At 67.7% G+C, this 17959-nt stretch carries 15 protein-coding genes and 1 tRNA gene; 1 reads left to right on the plus strand and 15 read right to left on the minus strand.

Annotated features, from left to right (window positions below; translation table 11 throughout):
• Positions 1-28: 28 nt before the first annotated feature.
• On the minus strand, positions 29-772 hold the full coding sequence (locus J5251_RS06620; protein WP_208575582.1) for an MBL fold metallo-hydrolase: 744 nt from the start codon (positions 770-772) through the stop codon (positions 29-31).
• A gap of 169 nt (positions 773-941) precedes the next feature.
• Complete coding sequence (locus J5251_RS06625) at positions 942-1871, minus strand: RluA family pseudouridine synthase (RefSeq protein WP_208576069.1); 930 nt, start codon at positions 1869-1871, stop codon at positions 942-944.
• A gap of 197 nt (positions 1872-2068) precedes the next feature.
• Between J5251_RS06625 and J5251_RS06630 the strand changes: the two genes are divergently transcribed.
• A complete protein-coding gene (locus tag J5251_RS06630; RefSeq protein ID WP_208575583.1) occupies positions 2069-2368 on the plus strand; it encodes a DUF4193 domain-containing protein in 300 nt (99 codons plus the stop codon).
• Between the two features lie 99 nt (positions 2369-2467).
• On the opposite strand, the gene J5251_RS06635 is transcribed toward J5251_RS06630, so the two are convergent.
• From J5251_RS06635 to tadA, 13 genes are all read right to left on the minus strand, one after another.
• Positions 2468-4420, minus strand: coding sequence for a DUF6541 family protein (locus J5251_RS06635; protein ID WP_139004189.1), 1953 nt, complete (start codon positions 4418-4420; stop codon positions 2468-2470).
• Between the two features lie 28 nt (positions 4421-4448).
• Positions 4449-5255 (minus strand): Fpg/Nei family DNA glycosylase, encoded by an 807-nt coding sequence (locus J5251_RS06640; RefSeq protein ID WP_208575584.1) that lies wholly within the window; start codon positions 5253-5255, stop codon positions 4449-4451.
• Positions 5248-10059 carry an ATP-dependent helicase gene (locus tag J5251_RS06645; protein WP_208576070.1) on the minus strand — a complete coding sequence of 1604 codons (4812 nt, stop codon included), beginning with the start codon at positions 10057-10059 and terminating at the stop codon, positions 5248-5250. The genes J5251_RS06640 and J5251_RS06645 overlap by 8 nt, the downstream gene beginning before the upstream one ends.
• 47 nt (positions 10060-10106) lie before the next feature.
• On the minus strand, positions 10107-10799 hold the full coding sequence (locus J5251_RS06650) for a DUF4232 domain-containing protein (RefSeq protein ID WP_208575585.1): 693 nt from the start codon (positions 10797-10799) through the stop codon (positions 10107-10109).
• 86 nt (positions 10800-10885) lie between these two features.
• Positions 10886-11683, minus strand: coding sequence for a YcnI family copper-binding membrane protein (locus J5251_RS06655; RefSeq protein ID WP_208575586.1), 798 nt, complete (start codon positions 11681-11683; stop codon positions 10886-10888).
• A gap of 99 nt (positions 11684-11782) precedes the next feature.
• Positions 11783-12427 (minus strand): hypothetical protein, encoded by a 645-nt coding sequence (locus J5251_RS06660; protein WP_208575587.1) that lies wholly within the window; start codon positions 12425-12427, stop codon positions 11783-11785.
• Between the two features lie 100 nt (positions 12428-12527).
• Positions 12528-12995 (minus strand): 23S rRNA (pseudouridine(1915)-N(3))-methyltransferase RlmH, encoded by a 468-nt coding sequence (locus tag J5251_RS06665; RefSeq protein WP_171059278.1) that lies wholly within the window; start codon positions 12993-12995, stop codon positions 12528-12530.
• A gap of 70 nt (positions 12996-13065) precedes the next feature.
• The gene (locus J5251_RS06670) at positions 13066-14427 is read right to left on the minus strand and encodes a flotillin family protein (RefSeq protein ID WP_240792954.1); all 1362 of its coding nucleotides are present in this window, start codon (positions 14425-14427) and stop codon (positions 13066-13068) included.
• A gap of 186 nt (positions 14428-14613) precedes the next feature.
• Positions 14614-15456 (minus strand): thioesterase family protein, encoded by an 843-nt coding sequence (locus J5251_RS06675; RefSeq protein WP_208575588.1) that lies wholly within the window; start codon positions 15454-15456, stop codon positions 14614-14616.
• 40 nt (positions 15457-15496) lie between these two features.
• A complete protein-coding gene (locus tag J5251_RS06680) occupies positions 15497-16564 on the minus strand; it encodes a tellurite resistance/C4-dicarboxylate transporter family protein (protein ID WP_244250833.1) in 1068 nt (355 codons plus the stop codon).
• Positions 16565-16649: 85 nt separating this feature from the next.
• Positions 16650-16739: transfer RNA gene (locus J5251_RS06685), tRNA-Ser, on the minus strand.
• A 100-nt stretch (positions 16740-16839) separates the two neighbouring features.
• The gene (locus tag J5251_RS06690) at positions 16840-17325 is read right to left on the minus strand and encodes a pyridoxamine 5'-phosphate oxidase family protein (RefSeq protein WP_208575589.1); all 486 of its coding nucleotides are present in this window, start codon (positions 17323-17325) and stop codon (positions 16840-16842) included.
• A gap of 54 nt (positions 17326-17379) precedes the next feature.
• Positions 17380-17847, minus strand: coding sequence for a tRNA adenosine(34) deaminase TadA (gene tadA / locus J5251_RS06695; protein WP_208575590.1), 468 nt, complete (start codon positions 17845-17847; stop codon positions 17380-17382).
• Positions 17848-17959: the final 112 nt, after the last annotated feature.

The raw sequence follows: 17959 nt of genomic DNA on the forward strand, positions 1-17959 counted from the left end.
CCTGCCCTTGCCGTCCTGACTCCGGGTACTAGGTGGCGCCGCGTCGCAGGGCCTCGTCCACTGCGGAGGCAACTCCGCCGCGGTACGGTTCGCCGTGGCCGGGTAAGGCTGTGCCGGCGCCGGTTTCGGCCAGCAGTTCGAGCGATTTCAGCGCCTGTCGGGTATCTGCCGTGGCCGCCGCGGAGACAATGTGCGGGCCGCGCTTGCCGGTGTATGGATCGAGGGTGACCAAAGCGTCTCCGGTGATGACGGTGTCCCGTTCCGGAAAGTGGAGTGCGCAGTGGCCTTCAGTGTGGCCTGGGGTATGGATAACCGCCGGTGCGCCGGGCAGCTGTAGGCCGGCCTCGGCCCCCAGTACGCGAAGATCCTTGACACCCCGGACGTTGAGCGCCCCGGCCAGCGTCATCCGGGCCAGGATCGGAATGCAGCCGGGGTAATTCACGGGGTAGGTCAGCCGGTTCTTTTCATGCTTGTACCGGTACGGGTGCTCGGCGATATAGCTGTCTCCCGGGTGCGCGTAGACCGGCACATCGAGGTCGTGCTGGAGCCTGGCCGCGAACCCGAGGTGGTCGAAGTGCGCGTGCGTCAGGACCAGCGCGGAGATGTCACGCGGCGAACGGCCAAGCTCGCGGAGGGCAGCGATCGTCATCTTCCACATGGCCGGCAGGCCGGAATCAACCAGCATGATCTGGTCGCCGTCCTCGACGAGGTACAGGTTCACATTGGCGTGCTCGATGAGGTGGATCTTCTCGGCTACGTTGCGGTGGAACATGTCGAGGCTCCCTTGTCGGCGTGCAGCACTGGTCGGCCGAACCTCCGCCCCACAGCCCACAGCCCACGGCCCGATCGGACAGCGGCTCGTTCCTTCGACTTTAACCATGTAGCTGCGGCCGTGTAAGGGGCTGAGCCGAAATGATCAGTCGGCTTATGACACGTCCCGCTCAGCGTCCTGCGGGCTCCGGAGCGGCCGCTGCTGCCCATTCGGAAAGCTCCAGCCGGCTGCGGTATTCGACCGGTGCGCCGGAGAGGGGATCGGTGAACCGGATGCCCCGGGCCAGCAGCTGCAGCGGCCGGCTGTAATCGTCCGGGGCCTTGTCCAGCAGGACCGGGTAGAACGGATCGTGCAGGATGCCCACTCCCAGCGAGGCCATATGCACGCGCAGCTGGTGGGTCTTGCCGGTATGCGGTTCCAACCGGTACTTGCCGAGTACCCCGCGGGTTTCTTCCAGCTCGATCCGGGTCTCGGCGTTGAACGCGCCTTCCACTACTTCGGCCAGCAGGTAGGTGCGGGACTTGACCATCCGGTTGCGCACATCGAGCGGGAACTCAAGCCGCTGGTCTACCGAAGCTACTGCCTCGTACTCCTTTTCCACGCGGCGCTTCTCGAACAGCACCTGGTACCTGCCGCGGGTGGCGGGGTTGGTGGAAAAGAGCAGCACGCCGGCCGTGAGGCGGTCCAGCCGGTGCATGGGAATCAGGTCAGGGATATCGAGCTGGACGCGCAGCCGGACCAGGGCGGATTCGCTGATGTAGGTCCCGCCCGGCGTGGTCGGGAGGAAGTGGGGCTTGTCCACCACCAGGATGTTCTCGTCCTGGTGCAGAATGTCCAACTCCACCGGCAGGCGCTCCTCGGCCGGCAGCGTCCGGTAATACCAAATGAACGTGTGCTCCTCCAGCGCGGTGTCCCGGTGCAACCGCACACCGCCCTCGCCGACAATCTCACCGCGGTCGAAACGGTCCTTGATGCCCTCCGGATCCACATGGCCCCAGCGGTGCAGCATGTAGTCCAGCGCGGTCTGCCAAGGTCCGTTGTCAGGCAGGCGCAGCCGGGTGGCGTTGACGCCGTCGCGCACGGGGAGGGGGGATTTCATCACCCTTCAAGGGTACCGGCGCCCGGCACAGCACCTGTCCGGCTGGCGCTGCCCACGCCCGCCCGCAGCGCCGCTGCTATTCCGGCGGAAAGGGATGACAGCGACCCCGGCACCTGCCCTATAGTGGGGAACCAACGTTCTTGCGGGAGCGTGCTGAAGCGTACGAGGACTGTCAACATTTGAAGTGGAGGCCCGCGATGGCTACAGACTACGATGCACCGCGAAAATCGACCGAGGACGAGCCGGAAGAGTCCATCGAGGAGCTGAAAGCCCATAAAGGCGACAGCCGGTCACCTGAAATCGAAGTGGACGAAGCCGACGCGGCAGAAGGCTTCGAACTGCCCGGCGCCGACCTTTCCGGCGAGGAGCTCCAGGTCCGAATCATTCCGCCCGGCGAGGACGAATTCACCTGTGCCTCCTGCTTCCTGATCCGGCACCATTCCATGCTCGCCAGGGAAAAGGACGGCCTCTTCTACTGCAAGGACTGCGAAGGCTAGCCCGCGGCCGGCAATCACCGCACCGGCATCCATTGCACCCGGTACCGCGCCCGGCACCGCAACCCGACAGCCACCTCGCAGCCACCTCGGCCCGTCCGCTCAGCTGCAGCCGGTGATCCGGTAGAGCGCGGCGTCGCCTTCGCTGTCCACGAGCTCAAAACCGTTTTCCGCGCCCAGATCCCGCAGCCCCGGCTGGATGCTGGTTTCGCCCGGGTGGACCGAACTCGTGCCGAAGTCCAGGACAAATCCCACGCCGGCTGCGCGTACGGCTTCGCAGACCGCCGGGTCCGAGTCCATCTCGTCCAGCTTTTGAAGAATGAGTTTTCCGTTGACTGCGGGGGAGGTAGTGCCGGAAGGCAGCAGCGTCTGGATCCCCGTGTACGAGTAGGACAAGGATGCACCGGTCATCGGATCGCCAACGACGACGGCGTTTGCCGGCACATGCTCGGGCAGCCGTTTGATGAGCGCGAGTTCGTCCTCGGTCAGCAGGTACGAATCGTCCGTGAACCGGTACTTGAACGCAGCTTCCTGGATGCTGCGCTGAGCAGCGAACAGCGGTGCGACCGCCAGCGCCACGATGGTCAGCACCGCAGTGGCGGCCGGCCGGAACCACACCGGCTGCTTCTTGTCCTTGTGCGCCAGCCAGGCCCGGAAGAAGGACCGCGCCGTCCCGGCCAGCGCCACGCCGCCCAGGGAGGCGATCAGGATGCCGGCCACCGGCAGCATGGCGCTGATCCGGAAAAAGTCGTTGTACCAGATTCCGGCCACCAGCCAGCGGATCAGCGGGGCTTCCTTCCAGTTTCCTATTACGAAAATCGCGGCGGCGACCAGATAAATGCCCAGGACCCACCGGTGCTTGCGCACATTAAGTACGACGGCGGCCCCCACGATGGTCAGTACCGTCGCCAGGATTCCGATGGGCCGGTAGAGCGGGGCGTGCACCACCACCTCCCAGAGCGCCAGGAGCGCGTTGCCCAGGTTGTCCCAGTTTTCCGAGCTGCTGCGTGCCGGCCGGAGCACCGCCCACAGGAAACCGACTACGACCAGGTAGGCCACGGTGCCGAGCCCGGCTTTCGTCTTGTCGCGTGAAGTACCCGAGCGGGAGACACCGTACGCCGCAGCCAGCACCATCGGCGTCGCAAGCGCCAGCAGTCCCATCACGGTGGCCGGGTGCGCCAGCGCCATGCCCGGTATCAGCCCGACCAGCAGCACGATGTTGCCCTCGGTGGAGATCGTGCCGGGCAGGCCGATCCGCAGTAACTGGATCACCAGGCCCAGGGCGGCGGGCAGGATCGCGATGGAGAGCATGAATGGATAGACCACGCCGAATTCCAGCAGCAGGTACGGAAAGCTGCTGAAGGCGGTGGTAAGTACTGCGGCCACCAGCAGCGGCATCATGCGTTCGCCGGTGATGCGGCTGACCAGGAAGAGGCAGCCGGTGCTCCAGATGCCGGTGATGAGGACAATATTGGTGACGTTGATGGCAGCAGCCACGGGGAGGCCGGCGGTGGTCATGACCAGGGAAACCACCGCGTGCCATCCGGCCGGGTAGAAGACTCCCTGGTCGGTGGTGCCCAGGTAACCCAGCGTCAGTGAGGAGGCGTTGGAGGTATCCGCGATATAGCGCAGGGCATTGAGATGGAAAATGTTGTCGTGCGATTGCGCGATGTTGTCCGGCGAGCCGATGATCCAGAGCATATAGCCGGCCAGCGGCACTGCGGAGACGGCCCAGGTAATCGCCACCGTCCGCCACGGCGCCGGGGCCGAGGCCGCGGTGTGTTCGCGGTGGAGCCGGTTGCGCATCAGCCGCCGCAGCCACCACAGGGCAACCGCAACGACCACGGTGACCAGCAGCAGCGTTGGCCAGGCCCAGGGCAATCCGGTCAGCCCGCCCAATTCGGCGGCGACCACCATGGCGGTGACGCTGAACGGACCGGCCACGGCGACCAGTGCCAGGCGGCGCAGTCCCAGGACGCTGCCCCAGAGCAGGCCGGGTCCGAAGACCAGCACCACGGCCGTCACGAAGGCCGGGATGGTCTCGACCCAGCTCATAGTCCCCCTTCTCGCGTTCCGTTGCTAATCATATGGTCTCGGGCTGGCAGCGCGGGCAGAAATACAGGTCCCGCTCCGTTAGCTCCGTCTCGCCCAGCTTGGTATGGACCACCGGGGTGCGGCAGCGCAGGCAGGGCTGCCCGGCGCGGCCGTAGACCCAGACCGGACTCGCGTTCCGGCCCGCCGGCCCGCCGACGGTGTTGCGCCGGTTACGGTCCTTGTTCGCTTCGAGCAAGGTCTTGGCCAGCTGCACGATCCTAGGCAGGTCTCGTACCTGGCTTACCTTCGCCAGCGGGTGCACTCCGGCCAGGAAGCAGAGCTCGCAGCGGTAGACGTTGCCCACGCCGGCCAGGTTCCGCTGGTCCAGCAGCGCCAGGCCGATACTGCGCTCCGGGTCCGAGCGCAGCCGCCGCAGCGCCTCGTCCGCGTCCCAGTCCGGGCCGAGCAGATCCGGCCCCAGATGGCCCACCGACTGGGCTTCCTCCGCGGTCGGGACCACTTCGAGGATGCCCAGCAGGAACCCGACGGCAGTGGCCGGCTTCGTCTCCAGCACCACCCGGGCCTGGAATGCCGGCTTGTTCCACCGCTGGCCCGGGGCGTAGACCCGCCAACTGCCGTCCATCAGCAGGTGGGAATGGATGCTCAGTTCCCCGGCGGGACCGGAGGTGCGCATCAGCAGGTGCTTGCCGCGAGAGACAACGTTGTCCACCGTGTTGCCCGCGAGGTCCAGGGTGGCCAGCTTGGGCACACGGAAGTCCGAGCGCAGCAGCACTTGGCTGGCCAGCGCCGCATGCAGGCTGCGCGCGGTGCGCCAGACGTTGTCCCCTTCAGGCACGGAACCTCAGCCCCCGCGGCGTGGTGTAGAAGCCTGCGCCGGTCAGTGCCCGCGCCACATCCGTGTCCAGCACGGGTGCGCCGTTGACTTTCTCCACCGCCATCTTGTCCGCGGCGCCGCGGCGGATGATGCCCACCAAAGCCTCGGCACACAGCGTCAGCGCGTCCGGATCCTCGGTGAAGGTCAGCAACGTCTTGCCGCCACGCTCCACATACAGCGCCAGCTCCCCGTCCACCAGCACTACCAGGGCACCTGCCTTGCGGCCCGGCCGATGCCCGCCGTCCTGGGCCGGCCAGGGCAACGCCGCCCCGTAGGGATTGGCCGGATCCGTGGCGGCCAGGGCGAGCGCGGCCGGGGCCTGCTCGGCCAGCTGCGCATCGCGGTTGAAGGAACGCAGCCGGTCCACGGTGGCGGGGACGGCGAACTGCGCGGCACCGAGGTGCTCGATGAAGTAGCCGCGCCGGCAACGCCCGGTTTCCTCCAGCCGCGCCAGCACCTTGTAGAGCAGCCCGAAGCCGCCCGGAATCCCTTCGTTGGCCACCGATCCGCGGGTCACCACTCCGTAGCGGTCCAGCATCAGTTCTGCGGTGGCATGCGCGTGGATGGTCGGATCCGCTTCCGGCGCCGGCAGCAGCGACCAGCGCCCCGCCGCGAGCGGGAGGGCGGCGCGGCCGGCGTGACCCGCCCCGGCGCCCGGTCTAAGCCCGGCTCCCGACCCGAGGCCGGTCCCCGTGCCGAGCCCGTGCATCCGCCCGATCCGGCCTAGTCGTGCCGAGCGGGCCCGCGGCGCGGATGGCCGCTGCTTATGCGCGGTGGTCCCGCCCGCGAGCAGGGCACGCACCGGGGTGAATGTGTCATTGGTGATCCGCCCGGCCCAGACCAGTTCCCACAGGGCGGTCACCACGTCGGCGTCCGCCGCTTGGGTGCCGCCGGCGGCCAGCGCATCCGCGAGTTGGCGGAAGAAGAAGGCGGCGCCGCCGAACTGCCCGCCGGAAGCAAGCAGGTTCAGCAGCTCGTACTGCAGCACGCTGGGCTCGAAATCGGGCTGCGGATTCAGCGTTAGCGGGGCGTTCTCGGCCAGTTGCAGCGTGATCCAGCCGTCGTTTCCGGCCAGCGATCCGGCCCCGGCCCACAGAACCTCGCCGGTAGCAGTCAGTTCGTCCAGCATCGACGGCGCATAATTGGTCACCCGGGTGCCCAGAATCAGCGGCTCCCAGGCCGACGCCGGAACTGGGACGCCGGAGAGCTGGTCGATCACGGTGGCCACGCCGTCGAGCCCCCGCAGGCCGGAACCCACGTTCTGCCAGACCGGCAGGAACCGGCCGTAGGTGGCCGGATCCACCGGCTCCACCTCCTGGCGGAGGGCAGCCAGCGAGCGGCGCCGGATCTTGCGCAGCACCTCGACGTCGCACCACTCCACCACGCCGGTGACCGGCGGGACGGCGCTTTCCGGTGGACGGAACTCGCCCTCGGCCACGCGCCCGTCCTTGAGCAGCCGGCGCAGCGCCGTGTCCACCACGGCCACGCCGAGCCCCAGCCGGGCCGCGCATTCCGGTGCGGTGAATGGTCCGTGCGTGCGGGCATACCGGCCCACCAAGTCTCCGAGCGGGTCCGCCACCGGCTCGATGAACGCCAACGGGACTCCCATCGGCAGCGGCACCCCTAGTGCGTCGCGCAGCCGCGCTGCGTCTTCGACGGCGGCCCAACGCCCGACGCCGGCAACGCCCACCTTGAGTGCGCGGTTGGCCTTGGCCAGTTCCGCCAGCAGCGGCTCGACGTAGGCCACGGCGGCACCGTCCGCCCCAGCCTCGCTATCCGGCGTCGGGGTCGCGGCGTCTGCTGGCCCGGCACCCTCGGGAAGTTCGACGCGCAAGGCGATTTCCGCCGTCGTGAGTGGTCCGAGCAGCCGCAGCAGGTCCGCGATGCCCTCGATGCCGCGGACCTTCCGGTCCGCGCTGAGGCGCTGGAGTTCGCGTTCCGTGCTGGCGATAATGTCCGCGTCCAGGAGTTCGCGCAGTTCGGCCCGGCCCAGCAGGTCATTGAGCAGCGACGGATCCAGCGAGAGGGCCGCCGCGCGCCGCTCGGCCAGCGGGGAGTCGCCTTCATAGAGGAAGGACGCCACGTAGCCGTAGAGCAGCGAGCGGGCGAACGGCGAAGGCTGCGGCGTGGTGGTCTCGACCAGGCGCAGTTCCCGGCGCTCGATGGACGAGGCGATGCCTTTCAACGCGGGCAGATCGTAGACATCCTGCAGGCATTCGCGCACGGTTTCGAGCACGATGGGGAAGGTGGGGTACTTCCGGGCGACATCCAGCAGCTGGGCCGAGCGCTGGCGCTGCTGCCACAGCGGGGTGCGTTTGGCCGGGTTCTGCCGGGGGAGCAGCAGGGCGCGGGCGGCGCATTCGCGGAAGCGGGATGCGAACAGGGCGGAGCCGCCCACCTCGGCCGTGACAATCTGGTCCAGCTCCTCCGGGTCGAACAGGAACAGGTCCGCGCCCGGCGGCTCGTCTTCCATCATGGGCACGCGCAGGACAATGCCGTCATCCGCGGCCATCGCCGAGCCGTCCAGCCCGTAGCGCTGGTGCAAGCGGGCGCCGACGGCGAGGGCCCAGGGTGCGTGCACGGGCATGCCGAACGGACTGTGCAGCACCACCCGCCAGTCGCCGAGCTCGTCGTGGAAGCGCTCCACCACCAGCACCCGGTCGCTCGGCACCACGTCCGTGGCCTGCCGCTGCTCGGCCAGATACGCCACCAGGTTGGCGGCGGCCCACTCGTCCAGGCCGTTTCCGCGCAGCCGCTCCAGCGCCGGCTCCTCGGCCGTTGCGGCCAGCTCGCGCACAAAAGCACCCAGCGCGCGGCCCAGCTCCACCGGCCGGCCGAGCGAATCCCCCTTCCAGAACGGGAGCTTGCCGGGCTGGCCGAAGGCGGGGGAGACCAGCACCCGGTCATGGGTGATGTCTTCGATCCGCCAGCTCGTGGCGCCCAGCGCGAAGACGTCCCCGACGCGCGATTCGTAGACCATCTCCTCGTCCAGCTCGCCGACCCGCCTGCCGCCCTTGCCCGCGCCGTCTTCGGAGCCCACCAGATACACGCCGAAGAGCCCGCGGTCCGGAATGGTGCCGCCGGAGGTAACCGCCAGCCGCTGCGCGCCCGGACGCCCGGTAATGGTTCCGGCCACGCGGTCCCAGATGATCCGCGGGCGCAGTTCGGCGAACTCGTCCGAGGGGTAGCGGCCTGCAAGCAGATCCAGGGTGGCCTCGAAGGCCGAGCGCGGCAGAGTGCCGAAGGGTGCGGAACGGCGTACGACGTCGAACCATTCCTCTACCTCTACGGGACCTAACGCTGTGGCCGCGACCGTTTGCTGGGCGAGGATGTCCAGCGGGTTCGCCGGAATGTAGAGCGGCTCGATGCGTCCGGCCAGCATGCGCTCAACGGTGACGGTGGTGTTCACCAGGTCCTGCCGGTGCTTGGGGAACAGGACGCCCTGCGAGGTCTCGCCGACCTGGTGCCCGGCCCGCCCCACGCGCTGCAACCCGCTGGCCACCGATTGCGGGGACTCCACCTGGACCACCAGATCCACGGCGCCCATGTCGATACCCAGTTCCAGACTGGAAGTAGCGACCACGCAGCGCAGCCGGCCGGACTTCAAGTCATCTTCGATCAGGGCGCGCTGGTCCTTGCTGACCGAACCGTGGTGGGCACGCGCCAGCAGCGGCTCCGCGCCGGACATCGAACCCGCCTGCGCCATGATCTGGGCGGGCATGTGCGGGGGCGAAGCAGCAGCGCCGGCATCATCCGGTGGCTGTTCCGCCGCCCACACCTCGGCGGCGGCCTGGCGCTCGGCCCAGATTTCGTTGAACCGTGCCGTGAGCCGTTCGGCGAGCCGCCGGGAGTTGGCAAAAACAATGGTGGACCGGTTCGCGGCGATCAGATCCACGATCTTCTCTTCGACATGCGGCCAAATGGACGCCGGCTGGGCGCCAGGCCCAGGTTCCTCCGCCGACGGTGCCGCCAGCGCCGTCATGTCCTCCACCGGGACGGAGACGGTCAGATCCCATTTTTTCTGGGACGGCGGCGCCACGATTTCCACCGGCGCGCTGCCGCCGAGGAAGCGGGCGACCGTATCCAGCGGTTCAACCGTGGCCGAAAGCCCGATCCGCTGGGCACGCTTCGGCAGCAGCGCATCCAGCCGTTCAAGTGAGAGGGCCAGATGGGCGCCGCGCTTGGTCCCGGCGACGGCGTGGACCTCGTCCACAATAACCGTGTCCACGGCCGCCAAAGTTTCGCGCGCTCTGGAGGTCAGCATCAGGAACAGGGATTCCGGCGTCGTAATCAGGATGTCCGGCGGATGGGTGAGCAATCTGCGCCGGTCCGACGCCGGGGTGTCCCCGGACCTCACGCCTACCGTGATGTCAGGGGCGGGCAGGCCAAGGCGCCTGGCGGTCTGGGTGATGCCTATCAGTGGGGCACGCAGGTTCCGTTCCACGTCCACGCCCAAGGCTTTCAGCGGCGAGATGTAGAGGACCTTAGTGCCCCGGGAGGGTTTTTTGCCGCGCTTGCCGGCCGGAAGCTCGTCGATCGGCAGTTCCGGGGGCTGCTCGGCCGCAGTGATGAAGCTGTCCAGCGCCCAGAGGAAGGCCGCCAGCGTTTTGCCGGAACCGGTAGGGGCGACCACCAGCGCATGGGAGCCGGCCGAAATGGCGTTCCAGGCGCCCTCCTGCGCATCCGTGGGCGCGCTGAAGGCCCCGGCGAACCACGCGCTTGTGGCCGGGGAGAACCTGGACAGAACCGGCGAGCTGTTTTCGATAGTTCGAGACTATCGCCCGCCACTGACAGGATGCATCCGGTAAGCGGTTATGCGGCCACAAAAGTGCCGACCGTCATGAGCACCACGGCCTCGTTGGCGCAGCCGATGGTCTCCTGCGGCGCGGTCAGCCAGGCGGTATCGTTCGGCGGGTAGACGCGCACCCCGGCTACCTCCGCCTGGTTACATTCGGGACCGTAGTTGCCCGCGTTGGTCTGCTGCAGCTGGGCCACGGCGGATTCGCCGGGTGCCAGCGTTACGGTCACCGCTTCCGCTGCCGTGTCCCGGTCCGCCGGCGCACCGACCTGGTTGCCGGCGGCGTCCACGTAGGACACTCCAGGGTAGCCGCGGACGGTGCAGTCCTCGGCGTCGATATTGGTTACCACCAGGCTGCGGTAGACGCTGCCGGCCGCGCCGGCACCCGGTTCGGTCTTGATGGCGGCCTCCAGTTGGTCCGCCTTGCACTCGCCGGTTTCGGCGGTGCCCTCGGCAGGAGCATCCGTCTCTTCGGCAGCCGGGGCAGACGTTTCTGCTTCCTCCGCGGGCGTGCTTTCGGTTGCGGCGGAGCCGGACCCCTCCGCCGAGCCGGAGGCCTGCTCCGAGGCCTCGGGGGAGCCGGACGAGGTCGCCGGAGCACTGCCGGCGGGTTCCTGCGATTCCGGCTGGCCGCACCCGGCCAGCAGTACAGCACAACCCATCAGAACTGCCGCTGCTGCACCGGGCAGCCTGTTACGTTTCACCATGACACCAGCGTACGGCCAGCCGGCCCGGAGTCAACGAAACCCGACCGCCAAGGACCGGGTTTCGCCGACTTTTTGCGGAGCGTTCGTTACTTCTTCACCCCGCGGGTCCGAACCAGCGCCGCGGCGCCTGCGAGCAGCCCCAGCAGCCCGGCTACGAGGCCGACCCAGCCAGCCGTCGCCGCACCGCCGTCGTTGGTACCACGGGCACCGGCCGCGGAGGTGTTCGACACCTGCTCCGTGTCGGCGGCGCCCTCGGCCGTGCCATGGCCGTGGCCTGCGGCCTCGGCTGCTGTCACCGCGAACGACGGCGCGGGGGACTCCAGATCGTGGGAGTCCTGGCCCGCCTCGGCGACCTGCGCCCAGTCCGTGGATCCCTCGGTGCAGGTCTGCAGCACGGGGAATGCCAGCGTTTCGCCCTCGGCCGCGGGCAGCTGGACCTGGATCTGGAGAGCATCGCGCACACCGTCGGCCAGCGGTTCCTTGGCGGTGTAGACGATCTGGCTCACCCGCTTGGTGATGGTGGTGCCGTTCTCAAGCTTCTTCGGCGTCTCCAGCGTCTCTTCGACCTTCTCGACGTCCCAGCCCGGATGCGCCGTGGGTGTGGCGTCGTCGATCTGCTCCGGCAGGCTGATGGCGATTTCGGTGGTCGGCGCAGCTTCACAGCCGTGCGAGAAGTCGAAGGTGAGCAGGGACGAGGAGCCGGCTGCCGTGCTGTCCGGGGTGACGTGGACGTGCGCGGAGGCTGCGGCGGCACCGAAGCCGAGGAGCCCGATCGTCGCGGCGGCGGCAAGCCCGGTGCGCAGGGTGCGCGCCGGGCGGCGGTTGGTGCGGGTTTCACCGGCGGTGCGGGCAGGGTTTGTGGTCTGGGTGGTCTGGGTGGTCATGGCTAATACCTTTCAGGGTGCGCCAAGTAGGGCGCGTGAGCTGGATGGCCTGCGGGCGGTGGACGGGGCTGTTGCCCGGAACGCTGCAAGCCGGGTGGCTTAGTGAAAGGAAAGCGCCGGCGGTCCGCGCAGCGGCTTCAGCGTCAGCTGGCACAGGGTCCGCGGGAGCAGCAGCGTACCGGGGGCCGGTGCGGTAGGGGCGGGACGGATGGGAAGAACGACGGCGGAGGGCAGCTTGGCGAGCGGCTGAAGCCAGGCGGCAAGCGCCCAGACGGCCTCTTCGCCCCGGACCAGGAGCAGCCCGGTCAGCGCGGTGGCGAGCACGTGGGCGACGACCATGGCGGCACCATGCTCGGCCGGTGCGTGTGCAGCACCACCAGCAGCACCGGCGGCATTGGCCACGCATTCCAGCGACCCTGCCCCCGCATAGGCATGGTGACCCGCTTCGGTGCACACCGCCGTCGTACTTAGAACGGTGAAGGCCTGGTGCAGGGCCAGCTGGCTGCCCGCGAGGATGGCGGCCATCGTGGTGACCCCGAGTTTGCGGCCGGCGAGCAAGGTCACCGGAAGCAGCGTCAGCACACTCAGGCCAATAACGACGCCGGCGGCCGGGATAGTGCCACCGCCGGCCACGTGCGCGGCGGCTGCGAGGCACAGCACGGTCGCGCTTACGGCGGCAGCGCGGAGCAGACGGACTGGGGCTAGGCTGGCGGGGACAGGGCGGACGGGCGCTGCGGATAGCATGCGCTGCCTCCCTTCCTGCCGCTCTTCTACAGTCTGTAAAAGTCTAGCGGCCAGGGACCCTCGGGCCTGAAATCAGGCGTCCGGCAAAGCCCCTGTTGCCTCACTCGTGATGGTAGGGGCGGCCGCTTGCAATTTCCTGAGCCCGGTAGAGCTGTTCGATCAGGATCAGCCGGACCAACTGGTGCGGGAAAACGAGTTTGGACAGCGACCAGACAAAGTCAGCGCGCTGGTGGATGCTCTGGTCCACGCCGTAGGCGCCGCCGATGATCAACGTGATATTGCGCGAGGTATCCAGCGGCGCCTGCAGCGTGCTGGCCAACGTGGGCGAGTCGATATTCTTGCCGCGTTCGTCCAGCAGGATGACAAAGTCGTTGGCGTACTTCCCGCCCAGCTTGCCCAGCAGCTGCTCGGATTCCTCCTTGCGGGCAGCGTCGTGCTCGCGGGCGGAATGCGGGATGGGCAGCCAGGTGACATCGAAGGGCTTCTTCATCCGCTTCTCGTAGCGGTCGATCCCCTCGGCCACCCAGGACTCGTGCTTGCGGCCGACGGTCAGAATGCGAAGTGCCATTGGACTATCTTGTCATCCGGCTGCCGCCCGGCGGGCAACAAGACGCCCCGCCGGGCCAAGAATGGCATCGCTAGCTGCCGGCGTGCTCGTGGTTGTCGGAGGCCGCAAGCAGATCCTTGCCGGTTCCGTTAGCCCCCGCCTTGGATGTCTTTTCGGCCGTCATGTTCCGGGCGACGTCGGTCAGGTCCACGCCGGTCATCGTCTTGAGCATGGAGAGCGTTTCCACCAGGTTCGTGGAGATGTTCTGGCTGAGCTTGCTCTCACCGTCGCTGGAGATGACGTTCAGCTCCGAGATGTTGGCGTACGGCGCCGCCAGCTCGCGGGCGATCTGCGGGAGGGTGTCCAGCATCCGGTCCAGCACGGCGGCGTCGTTGAACTGCTTGTAGGCCTCGGCCTTGGCCAGTGTGGATGCGGCCTCTGCTTCACCCTGCGCGCGGATGGCGGCGGCCTTGGCGGCACCTTCAAGCTCCACGGCCTTGGCTTCGTTTTCACGCCGCGCCAGTTCGGCTTCGGCGGCCAGCATGGCCTGCGTCTTGGCGGCCTCGGCGATCTGCACCTGGCGGTAACGCTCGGCGTCGGCCGGCCGGCGCACTTCGGTGTCCAACTGCTTGGCCTTCAGCTCGGCCTGACGGACTGCGACAAGTTCTTCCTGTTCCAGGATCCGCTGGCGCTGCGCTGCTTCGGCCAACGGGCCGGCGGCGTTGGCAGCGGCCAGCCGGGCGTCGGTCTCTTCCTTGATTTCGGCCTGCTTCAGGGCCAGCGTGCGCTGGGCGATGGCAACCTTCTCGTCGGCCAGTGCCTGTGCCTCGGAGGCCTCGCGCGTGGCCTGCGCCTCGGCGATGGCGGCGAGTTTGGCCACCTCGGCGGCCTGCGGGCGGCCCATGTTATTGATGTAGTCGCCGTCGTCGTCCACAGCCGAGATCTGGAACGTGTCGATGACCAGGCCCTGGTTGTTCATAGAGTGCTCGGCCTCTTCGGAAACCGAGGCGGCGAAGGACGCTCGGTCCTGGATGACCTGCTCCACGGTCAGCGTTCCGACGACGGCGCGCAGCGAGCCGGCCAGGATCTCCTGCGTGTAGTGGTCGATCTGGTCCTGCTGGTTCAGGAAACGCTGGGCGGCCCGGCGGATGGAGACCTCGTCCCCGCCGACCTTGACCTGCGCAACGCCGGTGAGGGACAGCTGGATGCCGTTCTTCGAGATGCCGTCGATTTCCACCCGGATCTGGCGCGAGGCCAGCGACATGGTGTAAGCCCGCTGGATGAACGGGTAGACAATGACGCGTCCGCCGGAGACCACCCGCTGGTCATCCTGGCCGCCCCGGCCGGTGATGATCAGTGCCTCGGAAGGACCGGCCACGCGGTAGGCGCGCATGAGACTGACAATAATGATGAGAACGACGACGACGAGAACGGCTGGCAGGAGTAACTCCACGGCGGACTGCTTTCTTTGCGAGACTGGGCAGGACAGACAACCGCCGTTGTCTGGTGCGTCACTCCGGCGGCCCCCACTTTGATCCTAGGCCATGGCTCAGTTGAAGGTTTCACCCGCCTGTGGAAAACCGCTGCAGGTCCCGCAAAGGTGAGCTGCGTCGACGTCGCTCGCTGCGGCGGTCGGCGCCTACTGTTTCGGTTCGGGGAACTTACGCACGGTGAGGATCTGCGCGGCTTTGCCCACCAGGCCCCGCTCGTCGTAAAGGTCCGTGGCGGTCATGCCGACGCCGGACGCGCCGAAGTGCACGCGGGTGTCCATGCCGGTCCAGTCGCCCTCGGGCTGGCGGAACAAGTGCACGGTCAGGTCCAGGTTGGGGAACATGTACTCCCGCGGGCTTTGCCGGACCGCAATCCCGTTGGCCGTATCAACATGGCCCATGAAGCGGGCGATGGGCTCGGACTCCTCGCCGTCCACAATCGCGTATGGCGTGCGTATCCAAGCGGCGCCGCTGCCGGGACGGCACCGCTCCGCGACACGGAATTCGGTGGACGCGATGAAGCCGCCGTCCCAGACTGAGTCCATTTCATAGGGTGCGCATTCGGCGGGCGGCTTGAGCTGGCCGCCATCACCGCCGGCCACTTCACTGGTGTCACCGGTGAGCAGGCGCCAGACCAGGGCGCGGATGGCCGGGCGGCCGTTGCCGCTCAGCGTCGCCTCGATCAGTTCGATGGTGCGGCCGGGTCGGACTACCTCGGTTGTCACTTCGATTTCGCCGCCCGGGATGACGCCGAGGATCTCGAACGTGACCTGGCTCAGGGCGACTTCCGGCCGCGGATGGTTCTGCTGGACCGCGTGGATCAGCAGGCCCGAAGCGCTGGCCATGTGCTGCTCGTGCGCATTCCAGGCACCCTGCGAGTGCAGCGTCGAGTGGAAGCGGGTGTCGTCCAGCCGGATGTAGTAGGCGTCCGGGATCGTTTCGCCCGCGGCACCAATATGTTCCGTGGCGGTGGTGGTGAGGGAGTCGGCCATGGTCCAACTTTAGTGATCGCCGCCGAGGAAGTGGAATTCGTCAGGCCGCAGCGGGATCCGGCCGGGGGCCGCGGCGGAACAGCGTGGCGCGCAGGTGCAGGCACATAAACGTGAAAGTGGTGAGCCAGACGGCGCAGGCCACCCAGATCCAGACCGCGCCGATCCCCTCGACAATCGGCAGGCTGTCCGCCTGGCCGAGGGTGAGGCAGGCGACGGCGTACATCCCGACGGGGAACACGATGCTCCACCAGGTGGCGTCGTACTGCAGCGGCACGCGATGCCGGAAGTGCCGCCACCAGCCGGCGGCGATGAGGGCCGGAATCAGCCAGGTCGCGAAGGACCAGCACACCACCGAGAGCCCGGCCACCAGGCCACGGGTAGCGTTGACCATCGGGGCATCCTCCATCTCCACAATCCGGGCGCCCGCGACCACGGAGATCGCCATCGCGCCCATCGCCACCCAGTAAGGCGGGGTCAGGTCCTCGGGTTTCAGCCGGTAGAGCATCATGCGCAACGCCACAAAGATGCCGCACGCCGCGTAGAGGAAGATGCCGATGGACCAGCAGAACAACGCCACCACGGCGAGCTCGCGGCGCAGCGACGGCAGGGCCGGTTCAATCGTTGCGGCAGCCACGGCGCAGGACTGCGCGGCAACAGCCCAGATGAACCACGTGCCGTTCGCCGTCGCCGTTACCGGACGGGCGGTCCTGGCCAGCACCGCCGTCCAGGGCACCACGTAGCCGAGCAACAGCCAGGCGATGAAGCCGAGTCCGAGCAAGCCGGTGGTCCAGCCGATCTGGCCATCCATGGAGAGGCGGATGCCCAGCACGTTGGTTCCGGCGACGAATGTGAAGAATCCGAAGCCCCGGCGTGGATCGTTAAAGTCCTCGGAGAAGTTGTGGCGATGGCGCACCAGACGCAGCACGTGCAGCGCCAGCAGCAGTACGTAGCCGGAGGCGCAAACCGCCAGCAAGATTAACGATGGCGTCGTGAAGCCTTGGATCTGCAGCGCGATGGAAACGATGCCGCTGCCCATGACCAGCGCGAAGTAGCCCGGCGCCAGCGTTGCGACGGCCTGGTCCATTCTGCTGCTCAAACCCGTCTGCACCGCTCCAGCTTATCCACGGGTCTGCGTCTCGACGCGGCGGGACAAAACAATAGCCCCGCAACCGTGAGGGTTGCGGGGCTATCAGTGGCGGTGACGGTGGGATTTGAACCCACGTTGGCTGTTACACCAAACAACATTTCGAGTGTTGCACCTTCGGCCGCTCGGACACGTCACCAGACGCGTCAACTTTACCGGTAGTTGGGCTGTGGCCCAAAACGGCGCATCAGCGGCTCGTCCGCGGCCCGGCGCCGGCTGTAAATGTCTCCCAAGCGCGGCTACATCTCGACGACGTCGTTCTTACCGACGTCGGGCTGTTCACCGGTGACCATTCCCTTGGCGAGCTTGAACAGGGTGGCAACCTTGGGGGAGTCGGCCGTCCAGTATTCGGCAGTGTCCGCCGCCACCCGGATCAGGGCGACAGCTGGATCATCCTTCCCGTTCTCGAACCATGGCTCGACGGCGGCGCTCCACAGATCATCGATCTTCGGCCTGTTGTGCACAATGTCCGCGGTACCGGAGATGGAGAGATAGCCGCCGCCGGCGTGGACCGAGACGTTGACCTGCTGGTTGGCGCGGATTTCGTCGGCCTTGGGGGAGGGGTCCTGGGTGAAGAACCAAAGGAGGCCGTCGAACTCGACTGCCTGCAGGGCCAGCGGGCGGCTGACCAGCTGGTTTTCGGCGTTCACCGTTGTCAGCACCGCGATGTCGGCATCCTTGAGGATCTTGGCTACTTCCTGGTGTCCGTTTTCTTGGTGAGTCATCGCTATCCTTTCGGGTTCCGGAAATACCAAGCCTACTTGCTATCGGCGCGATGGCTAGTCGCGGTGGGCTTCGAAGAATTGCCGCAGCAGGTTCCCGCACTCATCGGCGCGGACCTCGGGATGGACCTCTACCCAATGGTTGAGCCGGCGCTCGCGGAGGATATCGAACACGCTGCCGGCGGCCCCGGCCTTCTCATCCCACGCACCGAAAACCACCTTGGGAACCCGGGCAAGAACCACCGCGCCGGCACACATGGCGCACGGCTCCAGCGTGACCACCAGGGTGCAGCCCTCCAGCCGCCAGGAGTCCAGCTTCCGCGCCGCCTCGCGGATCGCAACGATTTCCGCGTGCGCGGTGGGGTCGTGGTGGGCTTCGCGTTCATTCCGGCCCGAACCGATGACCGTGCCGTCCGGACCGATAACGACGGCGCCGATCGGCACGTCCGCCGTGGCGAGGGCAAGGCGCGCCTGCTCCAGGGCGAGGTCCATCCACTCGCTGTGCAGCGGATCGGCAGGCATCATGTGCTCAATTGTTGCCGCGGGCACTGCTCCGGACAACTTCGGAGGACTCCGGGCGGTTTCGGACGGAACGGGATTGTTTGTGCTGGCTTCGGGGTGACTGTAACTTTGACGC

The organism is Arthrobacter crystallopoietes (genome assembly GCF_017603825.1).
Classification (GTDB): domain Bacteria; phylum Actinomycetota; class Actinomycetes; order Actinomycetales; family Micrococcaceae; genus Crystallibacter; species Crystallibacter crystallopoietes_B.

Coding starts and splice junctions, on each gene's coding strand:
- J5251_RS06665 (WP_171059278.1), bottom strand. CDS start 12,995: ATGGCACTTCGCATTCTGACCGTCGGCCGCAAGCACGAGTCCTGGGTG.
- J5251_RS06635 (WP_139004189.1), bottom strand. CDS start 4,420: ATGAGCTGGGTCGAGACCATCCCGGCCTTCGTGACGGCCGTGGTGCTG.
- J5251_RS06675 (WP_208575588.1), bottom strand. CDS start 15,456: ATGGCCGACTCCCTCACCACCACCGCCACGGAACATATTGGTGCCGCG.
- J5251_RS06650 (WP_208575585.1), bottom strand. CDS start 10,799: ATGGTGAAACGTAACAGGCTGCCCGGTGCAGCAGCGGCAGTTCTGATG.
- J5251_RS06620 (WP_208575582.1), bottom strand. CDS start 772: ATGTTCCACCGCAACGTAGCCGAGAAGATCCACCTCATCGAGCACGCC.
- J5251_RS06655 (WP_208575586.1), bottom strand. CDS start 11,683: ATGACCACCCAGACCACCCAGACCACAAACCCTGCCCGCACCGCCGGT.
- J5251_RS06630 (WP_208575583.1), top strand. CDS start 2,069: ATGGCTACAGACTACGATGCACCGCGAAAATCGACCGAGGACGAGCCG.
- J5251_RS06690 (WP_208575589.1), bottom strand. CDS start 17,325: ATGACTCACCAAGAAAACGGACACCAGGAAGTAGCCAAGATCCTCAAG.
- tadA (WP_208575590.1), bottom strand. CDS start 17,847: ATGATGCCTGCCGATCCGCTGCACAGCGAGTGGATGGACCTCGCCCTG.
- J5251_RS06660 (WP_208575587.1), bottom strand. CDS start 12,427: ATGCTATCCGCAGCGCCCGTCCGCCCTGTCCCCGCCAGCCTAGCCCCA.
- J5251_RS06625 (WP_208576069.1), bottom strand. CDS start 1,871: ATGAAATCCCCCCTCCCCGTGCGCGACGGCGTCAACGCCACCCGGCTG.